Source organism: Sulfurimonas sp. HSL-3221, assembly GCF_021044585.1.
Classification (GTDB): Bacteria; Campylobacterota; Campylobacteria; order Campylobacterales; family Sulfurimonadaceae; genus Thiomicrolovo; species Thiomicrolovo sulfuroxydans.
In genome coordinates this window covers 890,732-911,200 of record NZ_CP087998.1, presented here as the reverse complement: position 1 = coordinate 911,200, position 20,469 = coordinate 890,732, and the positions used below count along the sequence as shown (strand labels likewise).

At 60.2% G+C, this 20,469-nt stretch carries 18 protein-coding genes; 3 read left to right on the top strand and 15 right to left on the bottom strand.

All coding sequences use genetic code 11. The features are described 5' to 3' along the window. Positions 1–3: 3 nt before the first annotated feature. From LOH54_RS04615 to ligA, 13 genes are all read right to left on the bottom strand, one after another. Positions 4–1,353: an SLC13 family permease gene (locus tag LOH54_RS04615; protein ID WP_231020788.1), complete on the bottom strand. Its 1,350-nt coding sequence runs from the start codon at positions 1,351–1,353 to the stop codon at positions 4–6. A gap of 6 nt (positions 1,354–1,359) precedes the next feature. Continuing rightward, on the bottom strand, positions 1,360–2,256 hold the full coding sequence (locus LOH54_RS04610; RefSeq protein ID WP_231020786.1) for an NAD(P)H-dependent glycerol-3-phosphate dehydrogenase: 897 nt from the start codon (positions 2,254–2,256) through the stop codon (positions 1,360–1,362). Continuing rightward, positions 2,225–2,950 (bottom strand): NAD-binding protein, encoded by a 726-nt coding sequence (locus LOH54_RS04605; protein WP_231020779.1) that lies wholly within the window; start codon positions 2,948–2,950, stop codon positions 2,225–2,227. Before LOH54_RS04605 ends, LOH54_RS04610 begins: the two co-directional genes overlap by 32 nt. Next, a complete protein-coding gene (locus LOH54_RS04600; RefSeq protein WP_231020777.1) occupies positions 2,947–4,512 on the bottom strand; it encodes an ion transporter in 1,566 nt (521 codons plus the stop codon). The genes LOH54_RS04605 and LOH54_RS04600 overlap by 4 nt, the downstream gene beginning before the upstream one ends. 4 nt (positions 4,513–4,516) lie before the next feature. Next, positions 4,517–5,941, bottom strand: coding sequence for an Asp-tRNA(Asn)/Glu-tRNA(Gln) amidotransferase subunit GatB (gatB, locus tag LOH54_RS04595; protein WP_231020775.1), 1,425 nt, complete (start codon positions 5,939–5,941; stop codon positions 4,517–4,519). Continuing rightward, a complete protein-coding gene (locus LOH54_RS04590; RefSeq protein ID WP_231020774.1) occupies positions 5,929–6,513 on the bottom strand; it encodes a thiamine phosphate synthase in 585 nt (194 codons plus the stop codon). The genes gatB and LOH54_RS04590 overlap by 13 nt, the downstream gene beginning before the upstream one ends. A 4-nt stretch (positions 6,514–6,517) precedes the next feature. Further along, positions 6,518–6,787 (bottom strand): hypothetical protein, encoded by a 270-nt coding sequence (locus LOH54_RS04585; RefSeq protein ID WP_231020769.1) that lies wholly within the window; start codon positions 6,785–6,787, stop codon positions 6,518–6,520. Between the two features lie 18 nt (positions 6,788–6,805). Next, positions 6,806–7,486, bottom strand: a complete 681-nt coding sequence (locus tag LOH54_RS04580) for a F0F1 ATP synthase subunit A (RefSeq protein ID WP_231021219.1) — start codon at positions 7,484–7,486, stop codon at positions 6,806–6,808. A 155-nt stretch (positions 7,487–7,641) separates the two neighbouring features. Then, a complete protein-coding gene (locus LOH54_RS04575; RefSeq protein ID WP_231020767.1) occupies positions 7,642–8,481 on the bottom strand; it encodes a bifunctional riboflavin kinase/FAD synthetase in 840 nt (279 codons plus the stop codon). After that, complete coding sequence (gene tlyA, locus LOH54_RS04570) at positions 8,450–9,157, bottom strand: 23S rRNA (cytidine-2'-O)-methyltransferase TlyA (RefSeq protein ID WP_231020766.1); 708 nt, start codon at positions 9,155–9,157, stop codon at positions 8,450–8,452. Before tlyA ends, LOH54_RS04575 begins: the two co-directional genes overlap by 32 nt. Further along, positions 9,157–9,705, bottom strand: a complete 549-nt coding sequence (locus LOH54_RS04565) for an outer membrane beta-barrel protein (RefSeq protein WP_231020764.1) — start codon at positions 9,703–9,705, stop codon at positions 9,157–9,159. The genes tlyA and LOH54_RS04565 overlap by 1 nt, the downstream gene beginning before the upstream one ends. Further along, positions 9,702–11,540 carry a bifunctional diguanylate cyclase/phosphodiesterase gene (locus tag LOH54_RS04560; RefSeq protein WP_231020762.1) on the bottom strand — a complete coding sequence of 613 codons (1,839 nt, stop codon included), beginning with the start codon at positions 11,538–11,540 and terminating at the stop codon, positions 9,702–9,704. Before LOH54_RS04560 ends, LOH54_RS04565 begins: the two co-directional genes overlap by 4 nt. Before the next feature lie 4 nt (positions 11,541–11,544). Continuing rightward, positions 11,545–13,497, bottom strand: coding sequence for an NAD-dependent DNA ligase LigA (gene ligA / locus LOH54_RS04555; protein ID WP_231020761.1), 1,953 nt, complete (start codon positions 13,495–13,497; stop codon positions 11,545–11,547). Positions 13,498–13,616: 119 nt separating this feature from the next. Between ligA and LOH54_RS04550 the strand changes: the two genes are divergently transcribed. The 3 genes from LOH54_RS04550 to LOH54_RS04540 all read left to right on the top strand — a co-directional run bounded on the left by LOH54_RS04550 (position 13,617) and on the right by LOH54_RS04540 (position 17,193). Beyond that, a complete protein-coding gene (locus tag LOH54_RS04550; RefSeq protein WP_231020759.1) occupies positions 13,617–13,997 on the top strand; it encodes a bacteriohemerythrin in 381 nt (126 codons plus the stop codon). Positions 13,998–14,360: 363 nt separating this feature from the next. Next, positions 14,361–16,460 carry a hypothetical protein gene (locus LOH54_RS04545; RefSeq protein ID WP_231020757.1) on the top strand — a complete coding sequence of 700 codons (2,100 nt, stop codon included), beginning with the start codon at positions 14,361–14,363 and terminating at the stop codon, positions 16,458–16,460. 1 nt (position 16,461) lies between these two features. Beyond that, complete coding sequence (locus LOH54_RS04540) at positions 16,462–17,193, top strand: outer membrane lipoprotein-sorting protein (RefSeq protein WP_231020755.1); 732 nt, start codon at positions 16,462–16,464, stop codon at positions 17,191–17,193. A gap of 2 nt (positions 17,194–17,195) precedes the next feature. Here the strand turns inward: LOH54_RS04540 and LOH54_RS04535 are convergent, their stop codons facing one another. Next, positions 17,196–19,040, bottom strand: coding sequence for an RND transporter family protein (locus LOH54_RS04535; RefSeq protein WP_231020753.1), 1,845 nt, complete (start codon positions 19,038–19,040; stop codon positions 17,196–17,198). Next, the gene (locus LOH54_RS04530) at positions 19,037–20,458 is read right to left on the bottom strand and encodes a hypothetical protein (RefSeq protein ID WP_231020752.1); all 1,422 of its coding nucleotides are present in this window, start codon (positions 20,456–20,458) and stop codon (positions 19,037–19,039) included. Before LOH54_RS04530 ends, LOH54_RS04535 begins: the two co-directional genes overlap by 4 nt. Between the last annotated feature and the right edge of the window lie 11 nt (positions 20,459–20,469).

Sequence of the window (20,469 nt, the reverse complement as noted above, 5' to 3'; positions counted from 1 at the left end):
GCCTCAGCCCAGGACGGGACGCCAGAAGAGGTAGGCGATCAACACGATCAGAATGATGCCGACAAGATTGAACAGAAGTCCGTAAAGCGCCATCGTCCGTATCGGGATGACCCCGCTGGACATCGCGATGGCGTTGGGAGGGGTCGCGATGGGTAGCATAAAGGCGTAGCTCGAACAGATCGTTGCCACCATCATAAACAGCGTCGCATCCAGCCCCGTCTGCTGCGCCACCGCGTAGATCACCGGCAGCATAATGGAGATAAGCGCCGTATTGGAGGTGATCTCCGTCGTGAAGGTGATCAGCGCCGCGACGATCAGCATCAGGTAAAGCGGCGTCAAATAGCTGTAATCGACGAGGAATTCGGCGACCCGACCCGCCAGGCCCGTTTCGGAGAAGGCCTTCGCGATGGCGAACCCAGCCCCGAACAGGAACATGATGCGGTAGGGAATCTTCGCCTTGTCCTCCTGCCAGATCAAAAGATTGAACGGGGGCGCGAAGAGCAGCAGACCGGCGCTGAGCAGAACCACCGGTTCGCTCATGCCCAGCCCCTCCCACCAGGGACGGATGGGGGCATTGACGAGCAGCAGCACCACCAAGCCTCCCAGCAGGGCCAGGAGCTTCTTCTGATCCCCGCTCATCGGTTTCTCCTCCTCCGGAAGCGCCAGGCGGACGTCTTTGATCCCTACGGCGAGCACCACGGAGATGACGACAATCATGACGAGGGCCAGCGGGGCAACCATCCACATCCACTGCACAAAGGGGATCATGGCCATCCCGTGCTCCTCCATGACCCCCAGCAGGATCAGGTTCGGCGGGGTGCCGATGGGGGTCAGGATCCCCCCGATGCTGGCACCGTAGGCGATGGCCAGCGTAAACCGCATCTTCAGCCGCGGGTCGTCGGAGAGGAAAAGCGCAATGGTCATCAGCAGCAGGGCCGTCGTCGTGTTCGAGAGGATCGAGCTCATCACCCCCGACGTCACCGCCAGCGAGATGATGATCCCCCGCCCCGTCGCCGGAAAGATCCCCAGCATCTTCCGTGCGATCCAGATGTGCAGCCCGCTCTTCTCCACGGCGATGGCCAGCATGAATCCGCCGAGAAAAAGGTAGATGATGGGATGGGCGTAATTAACCGTCGTCGCTTTGGTCGGCAGAATGTGCAGGGCTGGGAAGAGTACGATGGGCAGGAGCGAAACGACCCCAAGCGGCAGTCCCTCATTGGTCCAGAGCACGACCAGCAGCGTCACGACCCCGGCCAGGGCCGCCTGCACCGGCGAGAGCATCGGCAATACCAGTGTGTAAAGCAGCAGCGCCGTTCCGACGGCCCAGAAGATCTTGACCGTTGATCCACCCATGGCCTTCTACCTCGTCAGCAGGTCGTTGAGGCTCTCCCGGGGCGCTTTGCCCTCCAGGATTTCATACACCTCCGTCGCGATCGGCAGGTAGACCCCGCTGCGCTGCGCGATGCCGTGCAGCGCGTAGGCCGTCCCGATCCCCTCGGCCACTTCGCCCAGCTCCTCGACGATCTGTTCTTTCGCCTTGCCTTCGGCCAGTCCAAGGCCGACACGGTAGTTCCTTGAGAGCACCGAGCTGGCCGTCAGGAAGAGGTCACCCGCCCCGCTGAGACCGAGAAAGGTCTCGTCCCGCGCGCCGTAGGCAAGGCCGAAACGCCGCATCTCGATCAGGCCGCGGGAGATGAGCGCCGCCGCCGCGTTGTTGCCGAGCTTCAGCCCCGCGCAGATCCCCGCGGCGATGGCAATGACGTTTTTATAGCTGCCGCACACTTCCGCCCCGGCGATATCATCGTCGCTGTAGGTGCGGATAAAATCGGGAAAGGCCTCGGCGAAGCCCATCGCCGTCTGTGCGTCCGCGCTGCTGACGACGAGGGCCGTCGGCAGCCCCTGGATCACCTCGGCCGCGAAAGAGGGGCCCGAGAGAAACGCGATGTTCTGATCGGGCACGTAGGGGGCGAAGATTTCGTTGAGAAAGCGGCCCGTTGACGCTTCGATCCCCTTGGCTGCGACGAGCACCTTCTGGTCACGGTAGCGGAAGTGCTCTTTCAGCCACGCGCCGACCTGCTGTGCCGGGATCGCCATCACGAGGTATTCGCGCTGCAGCGCCGTTTCCAGGTCGACGAAATTGGGAATGTCCCTGGGATGGCGCGACGTGATGACGACCTCGTTCTCCGGGTTCTGCCCCAATGCAAATGCCAGGGCCGAACCCCACTTACCCGCCCCGATGACTGCGATCCGTTTCACATACCCCTCCAACTTCCTTTTCAAATGCCTTGATCTCCTTATCGTAACCTATCACGACTAAAACATCCCCCGGATCCAGCAGGTGGTTATACCCCTTGGCCGTAAAGATGAACGACTCGCTCATGCGCTGGTCGACGACGGCCAGGACGATGATATCGCGCTGCGTCGTTTCGAGCAGTTCGTTGATATGCTTGCCGACCGCCGGGGAGAGCTCCGTCAGGATGATCTGGGCGACTTTGAGCTCCATCTGCGTATCCATGAGTTCTTCGAGCAAACGGGTGATCACCGGCTTCTCCAGCCGCTCGATAACCAGGTTCGCCGTCGTCTGCAGTTCGGCGATCACCTTGTTCGCACCGGCCAGGCGGAGCTTTGAGGCGTTCTCCTGGGTCGTGGCAAGGGCGACGATCACCGCCTCGGGGAAACGGTCGCGCAGGGAGAGGGTCAGGAAAACATTCTCCGCTTCGCTCTCCAGCGCGCAGATGATCCGCGTCACGGAGAGGTCAAAGGAGAGCAGGTCGTCCCAGTTGTCCTCCAGGTCCGCGAAATGCGCCTCGAAGCCCTCCGACTGCGCCTGTTCGACATCGCCGTTATCGAGCGCGTAGATGACGATGCGATTGCAGCTGTAGCGGAGCTGCTGCGCGATCTCCCTGGCGAATTCGTTGTAGCCGAAAAGAATGATAGCCTCGACATTCATGAATGCACCGCCTGATGCAGATCGATCCGATATTCATGCAGCATCGCATTCTCTCCTATGACAACGAGCAGATCGTTCTCTTCAACCGCAAAATCGGCCGGGGGATTGAAGACAAAACGCGCTTCGCGGCGGGACTCCACCCCGAGCAGGATCAGCCGCCGCCCCCTGATCTTGAGGTCCTGCACCGTCTGCACAAACCGGGCCATCCGCTCGTCGATCAGGATCTCGTCAATCACGACCCCCGAATGTTCCGCACGCAGTGCGTGCAGCGCCTCGAAGGCGATGGGCTGGTCGCTGTATTCGCGCGAAAGCTGGCCGATCAGTTCCTGGGCGTAGATGACGTCGTCGACCCCGGCGCTCTCCAGCTTGCGCCGGTGCTTTTTGTCATGCAGCAGGGAAAGTATCCGCAGCTCCTTGTTCATCGAACGCAGCGTCAGTGCCGTGTAGACGTTCTCCACGTCGGTATCCCCCAGCAGGATCACGGCACGTACCTGCCGGCCGGGATCGATGCCCAGCTGCCCGAGTGCTTCCAGGCTGGCGGGATCAATGGCAAGGGCCAGGTCGTGGTGACGCCGCGCTTCGGCGATCTTGGCCGCATCGGCATCGAGGATCACCACCTTCCTGCCCATCCGCCGGAGTTTGGAGGCGGTCTGCTGCGCGACCGTACCGTACCCGCAGATCAGGTAGATGCTCTTGAGCTTCTGGATATCCTGGATCAGTTTTCCGTCCCGGATATCATCAAGCTTCTCCGTGAAGGCCGCCACGACGATGGAGGTCGCAAACGCCAGCACGGCCACCCCGGAGACGATCACGACCAGGGCGACGATCTTCCCCTCGCCGCTGACGGGAACGACGTCGCCGTACCCGACGGTCGAGATCGTCACGACGGACCAATAGAGCGCGTCAAAGAGCGTATTGACCTTTGAATCGGGGTTGAGCGCCTCCATGACGTAGATCATGACCGACGCGACGAAGATGATCAGGCCGACGAAGGTGAAGAGCGTCAGAAGCTCGAACTTCTTGCTGGCGAGGATCGCCGCGAAGTGGTGCATGTTCTGCGCATAGCGGAAGAGTTTGAAGACCCTGAAAATAATGAAGAGGCGCAGCAGCCGCAGCTCGTGGAAAAAGGGCATGATCGCCAGGAAGTCGATGATCGCCGGCAGGGAGCTGACATAGCGCCACTTGGCGTACAGCGCCTTCATCACTGCCCTGCCCGCCCGGAACTCCCGCTGCAGCAGTTCATCCTTTTCATACTGGTCGATGATGATACGCGCGCTGTCGCTGCTGACCCAGAAGCGCATCAGGTATTCGATGAGGAAGATGAAAGAGATGATATAGTCGTTGAAAATGGCCAGAAAATCTTTCTGTGGGAACTTGACGTCGCGGACCAGGATAAAGACACTCGAGAGGATCAGCACCATCATGAAGAGGTCGAAGTAGCGCTTGTACCTGTACCCGACGTTGTTCATCAGGTTATCAACGCTGTGACGCGCCCGGCGCAATCTTTGGGAGGACTCCAGAGCGTAGGCGCTGTCGACGAGCGCCCTGGAGAAGAGTTTCACGTGTTTATCCCAGCTTCTGCTTGAGGATTTCGTTGACCGCCTGCGGGTTCGCGCTGCCTTTGCTCGCTTTCATCACCTGCCCGACGAAGAAGCCGAAGAGTTTGTCCTTGCCGCCGCGGTACTCCTCGACCTTGGCCGGGTTCGCCGCGAGGATCTCGTCGACCATCGCTTCGATGGCCCCCGTATCGCTGACCTGCTTCAGGCCGAGCTTCTCGATCGTCGCATCGACACTCTCATCGTTTTCCATCAGGTAGTCAAGAACCTCTTTGGCCGCCTTCCCGCTGATGGTATTGTCCTCGATGCGCTTGACGATCAGGCCCAGTTTCTCCGCATCCACCGGAGAGGTGGCAACGGTCATGCCGCCCTTGAGGCGTCCCAGGAGTTCGACGGTGAGCCAGGTGACGGCGTTTTTCGCGCTGATCTCTTGCTCGAGCATCTTCTCGAAGAAGTGCGCCATCTCCAGCTCGGCGGTAATGACGCTCGCGTCGTACTCGCGCAGACCGTGCTCTTTGACGAGGCGTTCGCGTTTTTCGTCCGGCAGTTCCGGGATCTGGGAGGCCTCCGCGTACATCGCGTCGTCCACGACAACCTTCATCAGGTCCGGCTCCGGGAAATAGCGGTAATCCGCCGCTTCTTCCTTCCCGCGCATGGAGCGGGTCTCCTGCTTTGTCTGGTCGAAGAGACGGGTCTCCTGGACGATCTCCTCGTCGTAGATACCGTCTTCCCAGGCCTCGATCTGGCGCTCGACTTCCATCTCGATCGCCTTCTGGATAAAGCGGAAACTGTTGATGTTTTTGATCTCGACGCGGGTGTAGAGCTTCTCATCCCCTTTGGGACGGATGGAAACGTTGACGTCGACGCGGAAGGAGCCCTCCTGCATGTTCGCGTCGCTGATGTCGAGGTAGCGGACGATGGAGTGCAGTTTTTTCAGGTAGAGAATCGCCTCGTCCGCCGAACGCATATCCGGTTCGGAGACGATCTCGATCAGCGGGGTTCCCGCACGGTTGAGGTCGACTTTGGAGACGGCGCCGTCATGGATGTTCTTGCCCGCATCCGCCTCGATGTGCGCGCGATTGACGCGAATCGTCTTGTGCGAACCGTCCTCGAAATCGATCTCAAGCTTTCCGTGCTCCACGACAGGGGTATAGAGCTGAGTGATCTGGTAGGCACTCGGGCTGTCGGGGTAGAAGTAGCTTTTGCGGTCAAAAAAGCTGGTGCGGTTGATCGTCGCATCGACGGCGGTCCCGAACATCACCGCTTTGTGAAGCGCGGCCTCGTTGAAGACGGGGAGCGCTCCCGGAAGGGCCAGACAGGTCGGGCAGGTGTTGACGTTTGGGCGGTCGTTGAAACTGGTGGGACACGAACAAAAAAGTTTGGTTTTCGTATTGAGCTGGACGTGGACTTCGAGTCCGATAATCACTTCGAACAAAAGGATTCCTTGGCTGAATTTATAAAGTATCTAATCGATGCGAAACCGGCGGCGCCGGCGGCGTGGACCGCGCTGATCTGGGCGGGGCTTACAATGCCGCCCAGCGCGATAACAGGTAGGTCAATTTTACCCGCTGTTTCATTTAAATCCTCTAAACCTTTGGGCGCACCTTTGCCCGGGCTCTCGAAGATCGGGCTGTAGGTGACGGCATCGGCCCCCTCGGCCGCCGCGTGCATCGCTTCGACGGCCGTGTGCGTCGAGACGACCGTCAAGAGGCCCTGCGCTTTCGCCCCGGCGATTGCGTCGAACTGCGTCGACGTCAGGTGAACCCCCTCCGCCCCCAGGGCGGCCGCCAGCGCCGCATCGCGGTGCAGCATTGCTTTGATGCCGTGCATATGGCATTCATCGACAAAGACCGACGCGAAGCGTTCATAATCCGGGTTCGACTTATCCCTGTAAAGGGCATAATCGACCTTCTTCGCGGCAAAGACCTCCCCCAGGCGTTTGGCAAAAGCCCCCGGCGTCGTGCATCCGTAGCTTCCGTCGGTGATCAGGTAGGCGAAAAAAGCCATGGCCCTACGCCTCGCTTTCGAGCAGCTCCGCAATGCGCTGCAGCAGCCGCGTCTGTTCACGCTGGTTTTCGACACGATCCTTGTAAAGGTTGAGCCCCTCAAGCATCAGGATGACACAGAACATCAAAAAGATAAAGACGATGGTGGCAAGCAGCGCGATGGAGAAACCGAAAATGGCGGTGATGTGGAAAAGAAGCCATGAGCCCAGCAGGAGCAGGGCCCAGGCAAAGCCGAGCAGGAAACTCAGAAGCGTATCAAACGTGCTGCGTTTCATCCGGCGTCCCAGAAAAGATTAGAGGGACTCTTCGTGAAGGGTGACGGCTCCGCCAAGGTAAACGTAGGTCAGCATCATGAAGATGAACGCCTGCAGCAGTGCCATGAACGAGAGCAGCGCGAACGGGATCATCGGCAGCAGCCACGGTGCGAGCATCAGCATGACCATCAGGAACATGTCGTCCCCTTTGACGTTACCGAAAAGACGGAAGCTGAGCGAAACGATACGGGAGATGTGCGATACGATCTCGATCGGGAACATCAGCCATGCGAGCCACCATACCGGCCCCATGAAGTGCTTGAAGTACTCGACGACACCGTTGCGGCGGATCCCTTCAAAGTTATAGTAGATGAAGACGATCAGCGCCAGCGCCAGTGTAAAGTCCAGGAACGCGGACGGCGCTTCGAAGCCCGGGATGACCCCGATCAGGTTGGCGATACCGATAAACAGACCCAGTGTCGCGACGAGCGGCAGATAGCGCATCGCTTTTTCGCGGCCCATAACGTCCGAACCCATTGCAACGACACCCTGAAGGTACGCTTCCATCAGGTTCTGTGTGCCCCCCGGGACGACCTTGAGGCTTTTGGTCGCCATTTTGGCCAGCATGATAACGATCAGCGCCGTCAGGAGCATATGCGACATAAAGAGGTAGGTGTGATTTTCACTGATCACACCGAAGAAAGTAAAGAGTTCACCCACGAGAATTCCTTCGATCAAAATAGTTGTGCGATTATAGCCCTCTCTCCATTAAAGGAGCCTAAGCCAACCCGCCGCGGGGCGGGACATTGCCCGGAAAACGCGCTGAAAATGGGTACAAATGCGCCATTGCTGCGCTGTCCATGCATAAAAAGCGATCAGAGCTCCAGCCGCCCCACCGCCTTGCGCGCCGCGGCGATATCCAGCCCGATCTGTTCTTTAAGCGCATCGAGGGAGGCGAACTTCTCGTTGCCCCGCAGCCGCTGGACGAAGCTGACGTCGATACGCTCCTTGCAGACGATCTCGCCGTCAAGCACGTGCGTCTCGACGGCGAAACTGCCGTCGGTCGTGACCCGGTGGCCGACGAAACTGACGGCGGGATGGTAATGCTCTTCGCCGTCCAGACGGGCCAGGCTCGCGTAGACCCCCTCTTTGGGAAGCAGAAAACCGTCGGTCAGCATATTGACCGTCGGCACGAGTTCCTTTTTGCCGATCCCCTGCCCCCTTACTACGTCTCCGCGCACGGTGTAGTTGTGGCCGAGGAAACGGTTTGCCCCCCTGACGTCTCCGATGATCAGCTTCGCCCGGATCTTGTGCGAATGCACCGACTCTCCGCCGACGGTCACTTCGTCGATCACCTGCACGGTCCCGCTGAACGCCTTTGAGAGGTCCTCGTGGGAAAACTTCCGGTCCAGCCCGAACCGGAAGTCATAGCCGACGACGATCCGGGAGAGCGCCGGGAAGCGTTCGCGAAGGTAGTCGACGAAACCCCGGTCGTCGAGCATGCGGATTTCATCAAGGGGGAGGTAGACGATGGGGTGCGTCGTAAAATGCTCCCGCTCCCGCCCCGGGGTCAGGTTCGCGTACCCCGTCTCAACGACGACGATCGCTCCGCGCTCCCCCAGGGCATTGAAAAGGTGCTGATGGCCCTCATGCATCCCGTCGAAACCTCCGATGGCGACGGCATCAACCTTTTTCAAAGCAGTAGCATGTTTCACTGTTCCCCTCCTTGCCCGTAATCGCGGCAGACGCTTTTGCGCGCTGCTGCCAGCCCCGCGCCGCACAGGCTGCTTCGAAATCGGCCATCGCCTTCGCCACGGCCGCCGGATCCGTCACAACCCCCTTCCTGTCCCGCGCCGCTTCGCGTCCGACCTCGAACTGCGGTTTGAACAGCAGCACGATCCAGCGCCCCGCCAGACGCTCCACGTCGTCAAGGATATGGTGCAGGGAGATAAAGGAGACGTCGCTGGTGACGACATCATACGTCCGGTCCGGCATGAAACGGCGGATATCGGTCTGTTCGAAGCTCCGCACCCTCGGGTCCGCCTTGATGTCGGGATGGAGCTGATCCCGGCCGACGTCGACGGCATCGACCGCTGCCGCACCCGCTTCAAGCAGCACCTGGGTGAAGCCCCCCGTCGAGGCGCCGATATCGAGGGCACTCATCCCCGTAACGTCAAAGGGCAGCGACGGCAGGAACCCTTTGAGCTTCAGCGCCGCGCGGCTGACGTAGGGCATCGCCTCGGTCACCTCCACCTGCTGGGATTCGACGGCGAATGCCGGCTTGGTCACCACGCTGCCGTCGACGGTGACGCTCCCGGATTTGACCAGCTGCTGCGCTTTCGAGCGAGTCGGTGCCAGCCCCGCTTCGACGAGATAGTGGTCAAGACGCACTAAAACTGCACCTGCAACCCGATGTAGGCGCTGCCGAGATTCATCTTATAGGAGGTGCCGTTTTCATCCATGCCGAACTGGTAGAAGTCGTACCCGGCGTTCACCGTCAGCCACGACAGCGCCCGGATGCCGACGCCGATACCGTAAACCAGTGTCCCGGCCGAACTGCTTTTGCGCTCGGGGCGGCTCTGGTCCCAGTAGAGCTCCCCCGCACCGAAACGGGCAAAGATATCCACCGTCTCATTGAAAAGGGGATAGTGCCCGGTCACGTCCGCCGACAAGACCTTGAAAGCCTCCCGCGAGGTCTCCCCCGCACCCGTCTTCCCCTCGAAATCGCCGAACTGGGCATACTGCAAAGAGACGGAGAGGTGACGGTTGATAAACGCCCCGGCCCCGAAACGGTACTGCGGGACGGTTTCCGTCGAGATCGTCGCCCGGCGTCCGTCGTCGTTATAACCGCCCAGCCCCGCACCGGCCTCCAGGTAGGGGCCGCTGCGATCGGCGGCGCAGAGCAGCGTCGCCGCCAGCAGAACAGCCGCACCCCTCACCGGTTTCTCCGGAGGTATTTCGCTTCGAAGATGTCCGGCGGGAGGGCCCGGTCGAAATAGAACCCCTGCAGGGCGTCGCACTCCAGCGATTTGAGCAGCTCCAGCTGCTCCAGGGTCTCGACCCCCTCGGCGACGATCTGCAGCCCCAAACTGTGGCCCATCTTGATAATCGCCTCGGCGATGGAACGGTCTTCGGGGTTTTCAACGATGTCGCGCACCAGGAGCTGGTCGATCTTGAGCGTGTCGATCTTGAAACGCTTGAGGTATCCCAGCGACGAATAGCCGCTGCCGAAATCGTCCATCGCCAGTCTGACGCCGGCATGTTTGAGCCGTTCGAGCTGCACGACCGTCTCTTCGGCGAACTGCATCAGATAGGTTTCCGTCAGTTCCAGCCCGATGTAGTCACGGGCCAATGCGCTGCGGTTGAGAATCTCCGTCAGCCGGGTCACGTCTTTTTCGTTGATATGGCGCCCGGAGATGTTGACCGAGAGCGGGATGATCCGGTTGATCGACATCGCATGCCAGCGCCGCAGGTCCCCGATAACCTGGGTCAGGACCATCTTGTCGATCCGCGAAATGAGCCCCGTCTCTTCGGCAAAGGGGATGAATTCGCCCGGAAGCAGGAGACCGCGTTCGGGGTGCTGCCAGCGCACCAGCGCCTCTGCCCCCCGGATGCTCGTCCCGCTCCCTTCGAAAACGGGTTGGTAATAGACGACGAACTCGTTGTTGTGGATCGCCTCACGCAGCTCCTTCTCCAGCACGAGGCTCTTGAAGGTCTGTTCGCTCATCTGCGGGGTGTAGAAACGGATGTGATCCTGCGCCTGTTTGGCCTGATACATCGCCGTATCGGCGTGCTTCAGCAGGGTCTGGGCATCCTCCCCGTCCTCGGGGAACATCGCGATGCCGATGCTGCCGTAGATGTGAAAACGCTGCTCGCCGATCTGGAACGCCTCGCCGAAAGCTTCGATCATCCGCCGCGCCTCCTCCATCACCGTCTCCCTCTCTTCAGCCTCTTCGAAAAGGAGGACGAACTCATCCCCCCCGAAGCGCGCTACCGTGTCTCCGTTGCGCACGTTTTCGCCGAGGCGTTTTGCCACTTCGACCAGGAGACGGTCGCCGGTGGCATGCCCGTAGGTGTCGTTGAGGTATTTGAAACGGTCCAGATCAATGAAAAAGAGGGCGGCTTTGCTTTCGTTGCGCTCCGAACGGATGATCAGATGTTTCAGCCGCTCCTCGAACATTGCGCGGTTCACCAGCCCCGTCAGCGGGTCGTGAAAGGCGAGGAAACTCAGCTTTTCGCGGTTCTGTTCCCGCTTCAGCACGATACTGACGATCCGTGCGGCGACGGTGAGCAGCATCTTGTGGAACGGGGTCGGCACACGCTCCTGGAAAGAGGTCAGCGCAAAGGTGCCGACCGTCTTCCCCTCCAGGACGACGGGCATGGACCAGCAGGCGTTCAGGCCCGCTTTTTGCGCGACCTCCATCATGTTTTGCCAGCGTTCGTCGCAACTGATATCGCAGACAAACTGCGGTTCGTTCCGCAGCACGACGTTGGCGCAGGAGCCGTTGTGGGGCCCCGGTGGCAATCCGTCGAAGACGCTGAGTGCTTCGTCGGGGAGCGAGGGCGCCGCTTCGATGTAGAGTTTCCCGTCCTTCGGGTTCACGAGGATGACGGATGCGATGCTGCCCGGGACCATTTTCTCCTGCAGCAAGCAGAGCTCTTCGAGCACGGCCTCTTTGCTGGCGTCTTCGGCCACCTTCTCCAAGATGGCGTTTTGAAGCTCAAAGATCTCCTGGTAGTCGCTGGCGACAATATTCTCTTCGGGTGTTTTCATCGGTCTATTGTAGCATCTGTTTCATCGCATCTTCCGTAAGGGTCGCCACGCCCAGCGACACCGCCTTATCGTACTTGCTGCCGGCGTCCTCGCCGTAGATGACGTAATCGGTCTTTTTCGATACGCTGCCCACGACCTTGGCCCCCAGGGCTTCCAGGTCGGTTTTGATCTCCGGACGGGGACGGCTCATCGAGCCGGTGAGCACGACCGTCTTCCCCTTGAAGGGATTCTCCGCCGCTTCGGTCTTCTGCGCCGGGGCCGCCGGCCGGACGACACCGCGCAGCGCTTCGATCTGTTCCCGGTTGACCCGGACAAATTCGAGCACCGACGCCGCCATCTCCCCGCCGAAACCGTCGATGGCGAGCAGCGCCTCCTCCGTCGCGTCGGGGAACGCCAGGCCGAAGGTGTCGCAGAGCTGTTTCGAAGCGACCTCGCCGATGTGCTCTATTCCCAGCCCGTTGACAAAGCGCCAGCACGCCGTGCCCCGGCTCTTTTCAATGGCGTCGAGCAGATTCTTGCTCTTCTTCTCTTTGAACCCCTCGAGCTCCAGCAGCGCTTCGAGCGAAAGTGCGTAGAGATCGATGACGCCTTTGACCAGCCCCGCCCGGTAGAGGGCCTCGACGATCTTGTCGCCGAGGCCGTCGATGTTGAGGCACTGCTTGGAGGCGAAATAGATGATGGCATTCACGACCCGTGCTTCGCAGGAGAGGTTCTGGCACTTGATCAGCGCCCCTTCGTCCAGCAGTTCACTGCCGCAGACCGGGCAGCGCGTCGGACGCTCAACCGCCCTTTCCGTGCCGTCGCGCCGTTCGGGAATAACCTTGATGATCTTCGGGATGACGTCGCCGCTGCGCAGGATGATAACGTGGTCCCCGATGTGGATATCCTTGCGTCCGATCTCGTCAAAATTGTGCAGGGTCGCGCGTTCGACGACGACCCCCTCGATATCGACCGGTTCGACGACGGCCACGGGGGTGACGACGCCCGTACGCCCCACCTGAAGGATGACGTTCCGGACCCGGGTCATCTTCTCGATCGCCGGGAACTTGTAGGCCACCGACCAGCGGGGGTTCTTGACCGTATAGCCCATATCCTCCTGGGCCTCAACCTGGTCGACTTTGATGACCATGCCGTCGAGCATCATCGCGAAATCATCCCGGGTGACTTTCATCTCCTCATAAATGGCCTCGATGTCGTCATAGCCCTCGCAGACGCGGTGTAGCGGCGGTTTGCGGAACCCCAGGGCGTAGATCCACTCCATCCGCTTGCTCAGCAGCGGGATGTCGAGCGTATTTTCGCCGATGCCGTAAGGCAGGAAGACAAGGTTGCGCGCCGCCGTGATCTTCGGGTCGAGCTGGCGCAGACTTCCCGCGGCGGCGTTGCGCGGGTTGGCGAAGAGCGCTTCGCCCTGCGCTTCGCGCTCGCGGTTGATCGCGTCGAACTCCTCTTTGAAGATGACGACTTCGCCGCGGATCTCGATACGCCCCTCGTAATCGATGGCGAGGGGGACGCTCCGGATCGTTTTGACGTTCTGCGTCACCTCTTCGCCGATGGTGCCGTCGCCGCGGGTAATCGCCTGCACGAGGCGGCCGCCCTCGTAGATCAGGTTGAGGCTCGCCCCGTCGAACTTCGGCTCGCAGTAGAAAGTGACGTTGTCGGCAAGCTTTGCGACCCGCTCCAGCCACTTCTGCAGCCCCTCGGCGTCGAAAATATCCTCCAGACTCCACATGCGGCTGCGGTGGGCGGCCTTTTCAAACCCCTCAAGCGGCACCCCGCCGACCCGCTGCGTCGGCGAATCGGGAAGCACCGCTTCCGGATGAGCCTCCTCGTACGCCAGGACGTCATGGTAGAGCCTGTCGTACTCCTCGTCGCTTGCAATGGGATTGTCGAGGACATAATAGTGGTAGGCGTAGCGGTTCAGCAGCGCCACGCTTTCGCGGTAGGTTTCAGCCGTCATCTTTGTTGCTCTTTTTTGCAGAGGATTATAACGAAGCTTGTTGAGAGTAAAGGGGTGCAGGAAAGGGCGAAAAAGAATATAATATGCATTGATAACCAGAAGTCTACAAAGGAGGCGTTATGACACACGATCTTCGCCTGAATATCGAAGTAATGGATGCAGCACACGAGACGTTCCTGCAGATGCTTGAACAGCTTCAGAAAATGGAGGGAGGCGCCATCGACAGCGCCCTCTTCCGCGAATGGATCACCGAAACAAAACGCCACTTTGCCGAAGAGGAGAAGCTGATGATGAAGCACCTCTACTCCGAACGGGAGACACATACCGGCGACCACGAACAGCTCGTCGACGAGATGGAGTCCTTCTTTGCCATGATCACGTCGATGCCGCCGATGGCCCGCTCCTTCATCGAGAGCTACGCCTACGACAAATTCCGCCGCCACACGATGTTCTACGACCTCGACCTGGCGAAGTTCCTCTCCGGCAACGAAGCCGGCTGAGTCCGACGGCTCCTCCCACCCCGATGCCATCCAGGGTGCGTTTGCAGCTGCCGCCTTTACCGCCTCCCCACGCTCCCTCTCTTTCGTCGACATGACGCTATTCACTCTTCCGATATCCGCCGCCGCAACGCCGTATCAGCGCCATTAAATATAATTATTTTTTATGATTTAAGCCATGAAAATTAAGTAATCTTCTCTTATGCTGTGCCTGTGCTCGGCATCCTGGTGCTCTTCGCGTCCATGGCACGGGGCGATTTGGCTCCCCCTTTGACTTATTTCCTCGGATGAAGAGTGTTATTGTGTGCCGCAGCTCCGCAAACGCATGGCACGGAGCTGCGGCCTAACGGAACTGAAAGGTGACTCATGAACAGACGGAAGTTTCTCTCAACAAGCGCGATCGCGCTCTATTCACTCCCTGCGATCAATCTCTTATCGGGCTGCGGCGGCTCCGGCGGCGGTACGGCCCTCTCTCCCATCGATCAACGTGTCGCACTGCTGCAAGCGGCCAAAACGCAAAACGACAGCACCGTCGCCGAGATCGAAAACCTTCTCGGCGGCCTCACCGGAACCCATGCCTCCCCGCTGCGGACAACGGCACAGCCTACCCCGGTCGACATCAGCAGCTTTTTCGCCGCGACGACCCCGACCCTGCCGGCCGATTCCCCGCTCAATGCGCTGTTTTTCCAGAGCGACGAGACGGAGTCGATGTGGCGCAAATACGAAACCTACGGCAGCCTCGCCCATCAGCAGTTCGGCCACCAGTATGTGAAACTGCTGGCGACCATGCGCCTTTTCGACTACCAGAATCGCCTGCAGGAGACAACACAGAGTGCGCCGGATGTCGCCGCGGCATCGGCGCACTACCGTACGGCGACGGAGACCCCGTCGGAGTTCAGCGATTTCGACAATCTCCTTGCCAAACTCAAAGAGGCGGCCGGCGATGCGCTCCAATACATCTTCGATGCCATCAGGATCGCCATGAACGGCTTTTTCAACTACCTCAAAAGCCTCTTTGACAATGAAGACGCCCGGGCCCTCCTTTACGCCACCCTCACCTACTTTGCCGTCGACAAGCTGCTCAAAATCATTGCGGACAAGACGGCTGCCGATCTGAGCTTCGAGAGCAGCAGCGATACCCTGCTGAGTTTTGCGAAGATGGCGATCGCCGCGGTGGCGCTCATGGGGCTCTTCTCCCTCGAAAAACTCGCGGCGGCCGGTACGGCGGCGGTCTCCCCGGTGTCCGCCGGCACAATGACACCCGATGAGACCCTGCAGATGGAAACCTTCCTCGGATCGGTTTCCGTGCAAAGCGCCCTGGTCGCGCTGCTGTTCAAGGTCGTCGGCGGCGCGGTCGGCGCGGTTATCGGCACGACGAAGAGCCATTCCGAAGCGCTGCTGGCGTCGCTCCAGGACGGCTATGACCCTACTACCGAACACTACACACTGAGCGCGGAGCAGCAAGCCTCGCTTGATACCCTCAAAAAACGCTCCGTCTCCCTCGCCGTCATCTCCGTCGTCGTACGCCAGCTCTTCACGATGCTGAGCGCGCAGGCGGTCACGGCGGAAGGGGTCGTGCAGGAGGGATTTGCCGAGGGGAGCGATGCCGAGACCTTCCTCACGCTGTTCGGTGCCGGTGCCCTGCCGCAGACGGATGCCTTTACGACCTATACGAGAGAGGTGCAGGGAATGTTGAAAAGCGGCACCGTCTACTCGACGGAGAGCGCCAGCTATTTCGATCAGCTCCGCGACCTTCTTGATGGCGGTGCCTCCTGGCGCGACCTCTTCGACCTGATCGCCACGATGTCCGTCACCTTTTCGACCCAGGCTTCCGATTTCGCTTCCCAGACGGAGACCGACGCTTTTGCCTTTGCATCGCATCTGGCGGACCTCGCCTACAGCTTTACCGCCCAGACGGCAAGCGACGCCTACGACTTTGCCACCCATATGGCCGACCTCGCCTACAGCTTTACGATGGATATCGAGGAGGATGCCTACCAGTTCGCGATGAAGGGGATGGAGTTCGGCTACCTCTTCGCCTCCCGCGGCGAGGAGGTCGGCGTCATGGCCGACCGGATCCTCTGGATGGCCGTGCAGATCGGCCAGATGGCCGACCGGATCGGCGAGATGGCGGACCGGATCGTCTACACCGAACAGCTGATCGTCTATACGGAGATGCTGATCCTCGATTTCGGGCTGCTGATCTATGACGGGATGAAGACCATCACCAACCTCATGCTGACGGGGATGGCGCTTATTCTCGACCGCGAATGGTATACGCCGGCGGCGGAGGACCAGATCGTCACCGTCGTCGCGGGCACGATGGAGCAGATGATGGCGAACATGCAGGAGTATGCCCTGGCGGTGCTGGACAATCAGAGCCTCCTGCGCGAGATCACCCTGCGCGCACTGGAGTGGGTTGCGACGCACACCGCGCAGGCATCCGATACCAATACGACGGTGTGACATGCTGTGGCACCGTATAGCCGCCCTGCTTACCTGGGCCGGACTCAGCCTGTGCGCTTCGGAGAGCGCCGAGGCCGTCTATGCAAAAAGCGCGAAACTCTTCTCGTTCGGCAACCTGCGTTTCGACGTCACGATGACCGTGGAGAACAGCGGCAACCTACAGGAGCGCTCTTTTATGGTCGCCGAACGGCAGACGGGGGACGCCTCATCGCTCCTCATCCGTTTCCGCTCCCCGCAAACCATCAAATGCACCGCCATCCTCATCGAGCGGGAGCAGGAGAGCAGCAGTAACGCCATCTACTTCCCCGCTCTGAAACGCGTACGGATCATCCCCGAACAGGAAGAGGAGAGCGAAGCCGTCGGCATGGGGATCTCCTACGCCGAACTGGACGCGAAGACAGGGACATTCGATCCGCTGGAGGAGACACAGTTCGACGGCGCTGCCTGTTACAAGGTGACACTGCGGCGAAACGGGAACCGCTCGGTCTACTACATCGACGCCGCGACCTCCGTGATCAGAAAAGTCGAAATCTTCAAAGGGGGTCAGCTGCAGCGAATCGTCTCCGTCGACGCGGTCAACCGCATTGATGAACAGCTGCTCATCACCCGCTGGCAGGTCAACGACCTCATCAAGTCACGCAAGCTGACCTACATGGTTGACACCGAGAGCGTCTCGCGCGATATCAAACAGGGGCTTTTTCATCACAACCGTCTGCACCGCTGCAGCTTCTAAGCTCACCTGCAGCGGATGAAGTAGCGCTTCAGCAGCAGCGGCAGTAGGTAGACCACGACGGCGAGGTTCGCCGCCAGCAGGATCCCGAGTTCCATGCCGAAGCGCTGGATCATCGTTCCGCCGAACAGCATTCCGCCCAGCCCGATCAGCATCGTCGTGTTCGAGACGATGATCGGACGCATCACGCTGCCGATGCAGGCATACCCCTCCTGTTTCATGCAGATGAAAAGATGGATGATCGAATCCGTCACCAGCCCGATGAACAGAACAGTGCCAAGCAGCGTGATCATGGTGAAGTCCATCCCCAGCAGGCGGTGAACGCTTGCCAGCAGCAGCAGTGAAAGCAGCGGCGGCACGACGACGATGATGCTCTTCCATGTCCGGCAGTAAAGCAGGAAAAAGAGCACGACGAACCCGAGCGAGATGCCGACACCGATCAGGAACTCCCCGAAGAAACGTCTCAGGAAGTGTTCGAAATCGGCAATCTTGCCCAGTATGCCGACCGAGAAATCGGCTGAAGCCTCCCCGATCGCCTGCAGCCGCCTGAGCATGGCGGCAATCGCATACGACGGCGTCGTGATCGGGATACTCAGCGTCATATAGGTCTCGCGCTGATCCGCACTCAGCAGCGGCAGGCCGCCGTCGAGCCACTCCAGGGCAAGGAGGTACTGGGCGTAGGCATCGGGCGTCGCATCGCGAAGCGGCGATCCCGCAAAACGTTCATACCCCAGCGGAAGGCTCCCCAGCAGCACCCCGGGCACTGCGCTGGCAATCCGCGCCGTCAGTGCGGCGAGTTCCCGGGTCGTTTCAAGCTCGGAGAAGTCGCCCTTCTGCGCGCGTAGGCGGACGACGAACGGCAGCGTCGGCAAATGGCCGGACTCGAACGCCGCAATGCGCTTGTACGCCGCCATCGTCGGCTGCATAAGGTTCATGGGGTTCAGATCGACAGAGGGAGCCTTCGCGCAGACGAAGCCGCAGGTAACGGCGGCGGCGCCGAGAAACAGCAGCCCCTTTTTCACCCGGGCATCGTCCACATGCCATCGGCGGCGCCAGCCGAACACGAGACGCAGCGGCCTGAAGAGGTAGAGCCGTCCGATCAGATAACCGTAGAGCACCCCCAGCCCGATCAGCATCATCTTCCCGAACGTACTGACCAGCCCGAAATCCGACGCATAGAGGAAAAGAGAGCTCAAAGCGGTCGTGGCGACCGAGAGGGTGATGCCGAACGCCAGCTGGTGTTTGCCGATCTCCCCGGAGTGGAGATAGTTGAAAAGGGTCAACGCGTAGATGACGAGAAAAACGACCGCCAGCAGCGCGGCGGGGTCGACGGCGACGCCGCCGGTCACCAGCACGGCGAGCAGTGACACCGTAAACGCCCCGATCTCGATGAGAATGTTCAGCAGGTACTCCAGCGATGTCAGCAGCCAAAGCAGCAGAAGCAGAAAAGGCACGATCGCATACAGGTAAAAGACCATGTCGTCGAAAAACCCCTGCAGCAGCAGGGCACCGACGACGGCGGTGCCGCTGTGCGGATACCCCCCGACCCGTGCGAGGACGGCGTTCTGGTTTTCCCGGTTGAACGTCATCAGGTAAAGGCCCTGCCGGTCGATGCGGTAAAAGTCCGCGATCAGCCCCTCCGAACGCCACGTATGCAGGGGGGCCTCATCCGGGAGCGCGGTAAAAAGATACTGCCGCTCCGCCGTAAACCACTGCTGCGGCATCGCCGAAGCAGGCGTTCCGGGGAAAAAACGGCTCCAGTCCACCGTACGCACCTCAACCTGCCGCATCAAGGCCGCACCGAACAGCAGCAGTAACAGCAGTGCACCCGTTTTCAGTCCAAGCTTCAAAACGTCGCCCTCAGCGTAAACCCGACGGTGTTGTACGCTTTGTCGTCAGAGTGGTAGAGGGCATGCAGATCGACTTCAAAGGCGCCGCGGGTGAACACGAGATTGGGAAGCATCACCGCGGTGGCGTTGCCCGCATACCAGCCGGTGATCAGGTAGTGGTCGAAACGCACGGCCACCCCCCTGTAGACCGTCAGGTCGAACTTGTTCAGCAATACGGTCGCCAGCACGCTCTGGCGGTACTGTTTGAGGTAGCCCCACTGCACCTCCAGGTCGAAATAGGAGCTCCCCGCCTGCCGGTCCACCCCGAAACCGACCATGGCGAGGGGGCTGAAGGTGTTGAGTGTCGGCACCCTGTCGCGCACACTCGCTTCGGCGCGAACGCCGTACGTATTGACCGTACCCTCCGCATAGAGGGAGTACTGGTTGTAGCGAAAGCCCCTGACACCCTTGATGGGGTTGAGGTCCGGCTGATCCAGGTACGCCCGGAACGATTCTCCGCTGTTTTGTCCATCCGGAAGCGCCCCGATCAAGTCAAGCAGCTGCTGATCGACCTCTATATAGGGTACCTCCGAGTAGCGGTTCGTCCAGACCGCGCCGAGCGTGGTCCCCGCATCGCTGCTCTCGGCAAGCACCTGGATCGTGCTTTTTTCGACAGCCAGCCCGCGCTCGTTGTACTGCGCGTCGATATCGCTTTTGAGCGCGGGGCTGATGCCGTCGCGGTACAGCGGCAGGAACACTTCCCGGTAGATCGCCGTCCCTTCCGCACTGTTTCGGCTGAGCTGTTCAAAATAGTCCGGAAGGTAACTGTCGAGCAGGTATCCCACATACGTCGAAATGTAGCTCTGTGTCCGCCCATCAAAGGGCTGGAGAGTCACTCTGAGCAGAGCACTCTCCCCGACGAAGCAGGAGAGCTCCGCCATCCACTGCGGGAGCCTTCGGAGGTTGATATTCGGATCGTCAAAAAAGTCCACCTGGACCGGGTTGAGAAGGTCCATGCCGCTCAGATAGTCAAGCACCCCCGTTTTGGAAACGAATTTGCCTATCCTAAAGTCGAAATCATCTCCCCAGTAGACCAGGGCTATCTGGTTGAGGCTCACGCCGCTGCCGCCATGCCCCTTGTAGAGCAGGAGCCCGCCGTCGATGCGGTACTGTCCCTGCTCGTAGTTGCCTTCGCTCAATGTCAGGACATAGGGGGTCTGCGGGTAGGTAGCGCCGTTGTCGAGTTGCCGCACTACAAAGGATTGCTTGAGGGAAAGGCTTCCGGGCAGGCCGGTCGCCGCGGAGGATATCTCTTTTCCGTCCAGTTGCGCGCACCCCCCTATCACTCCCAAGGCCAGCGTCACGGCAGCAAGACGGTTCACAGTAGACGTCACCTCTCCATCCGGCCCGGCAGCAAGGCGTTCCCGGGCCAAGTACATTAGTGGATATT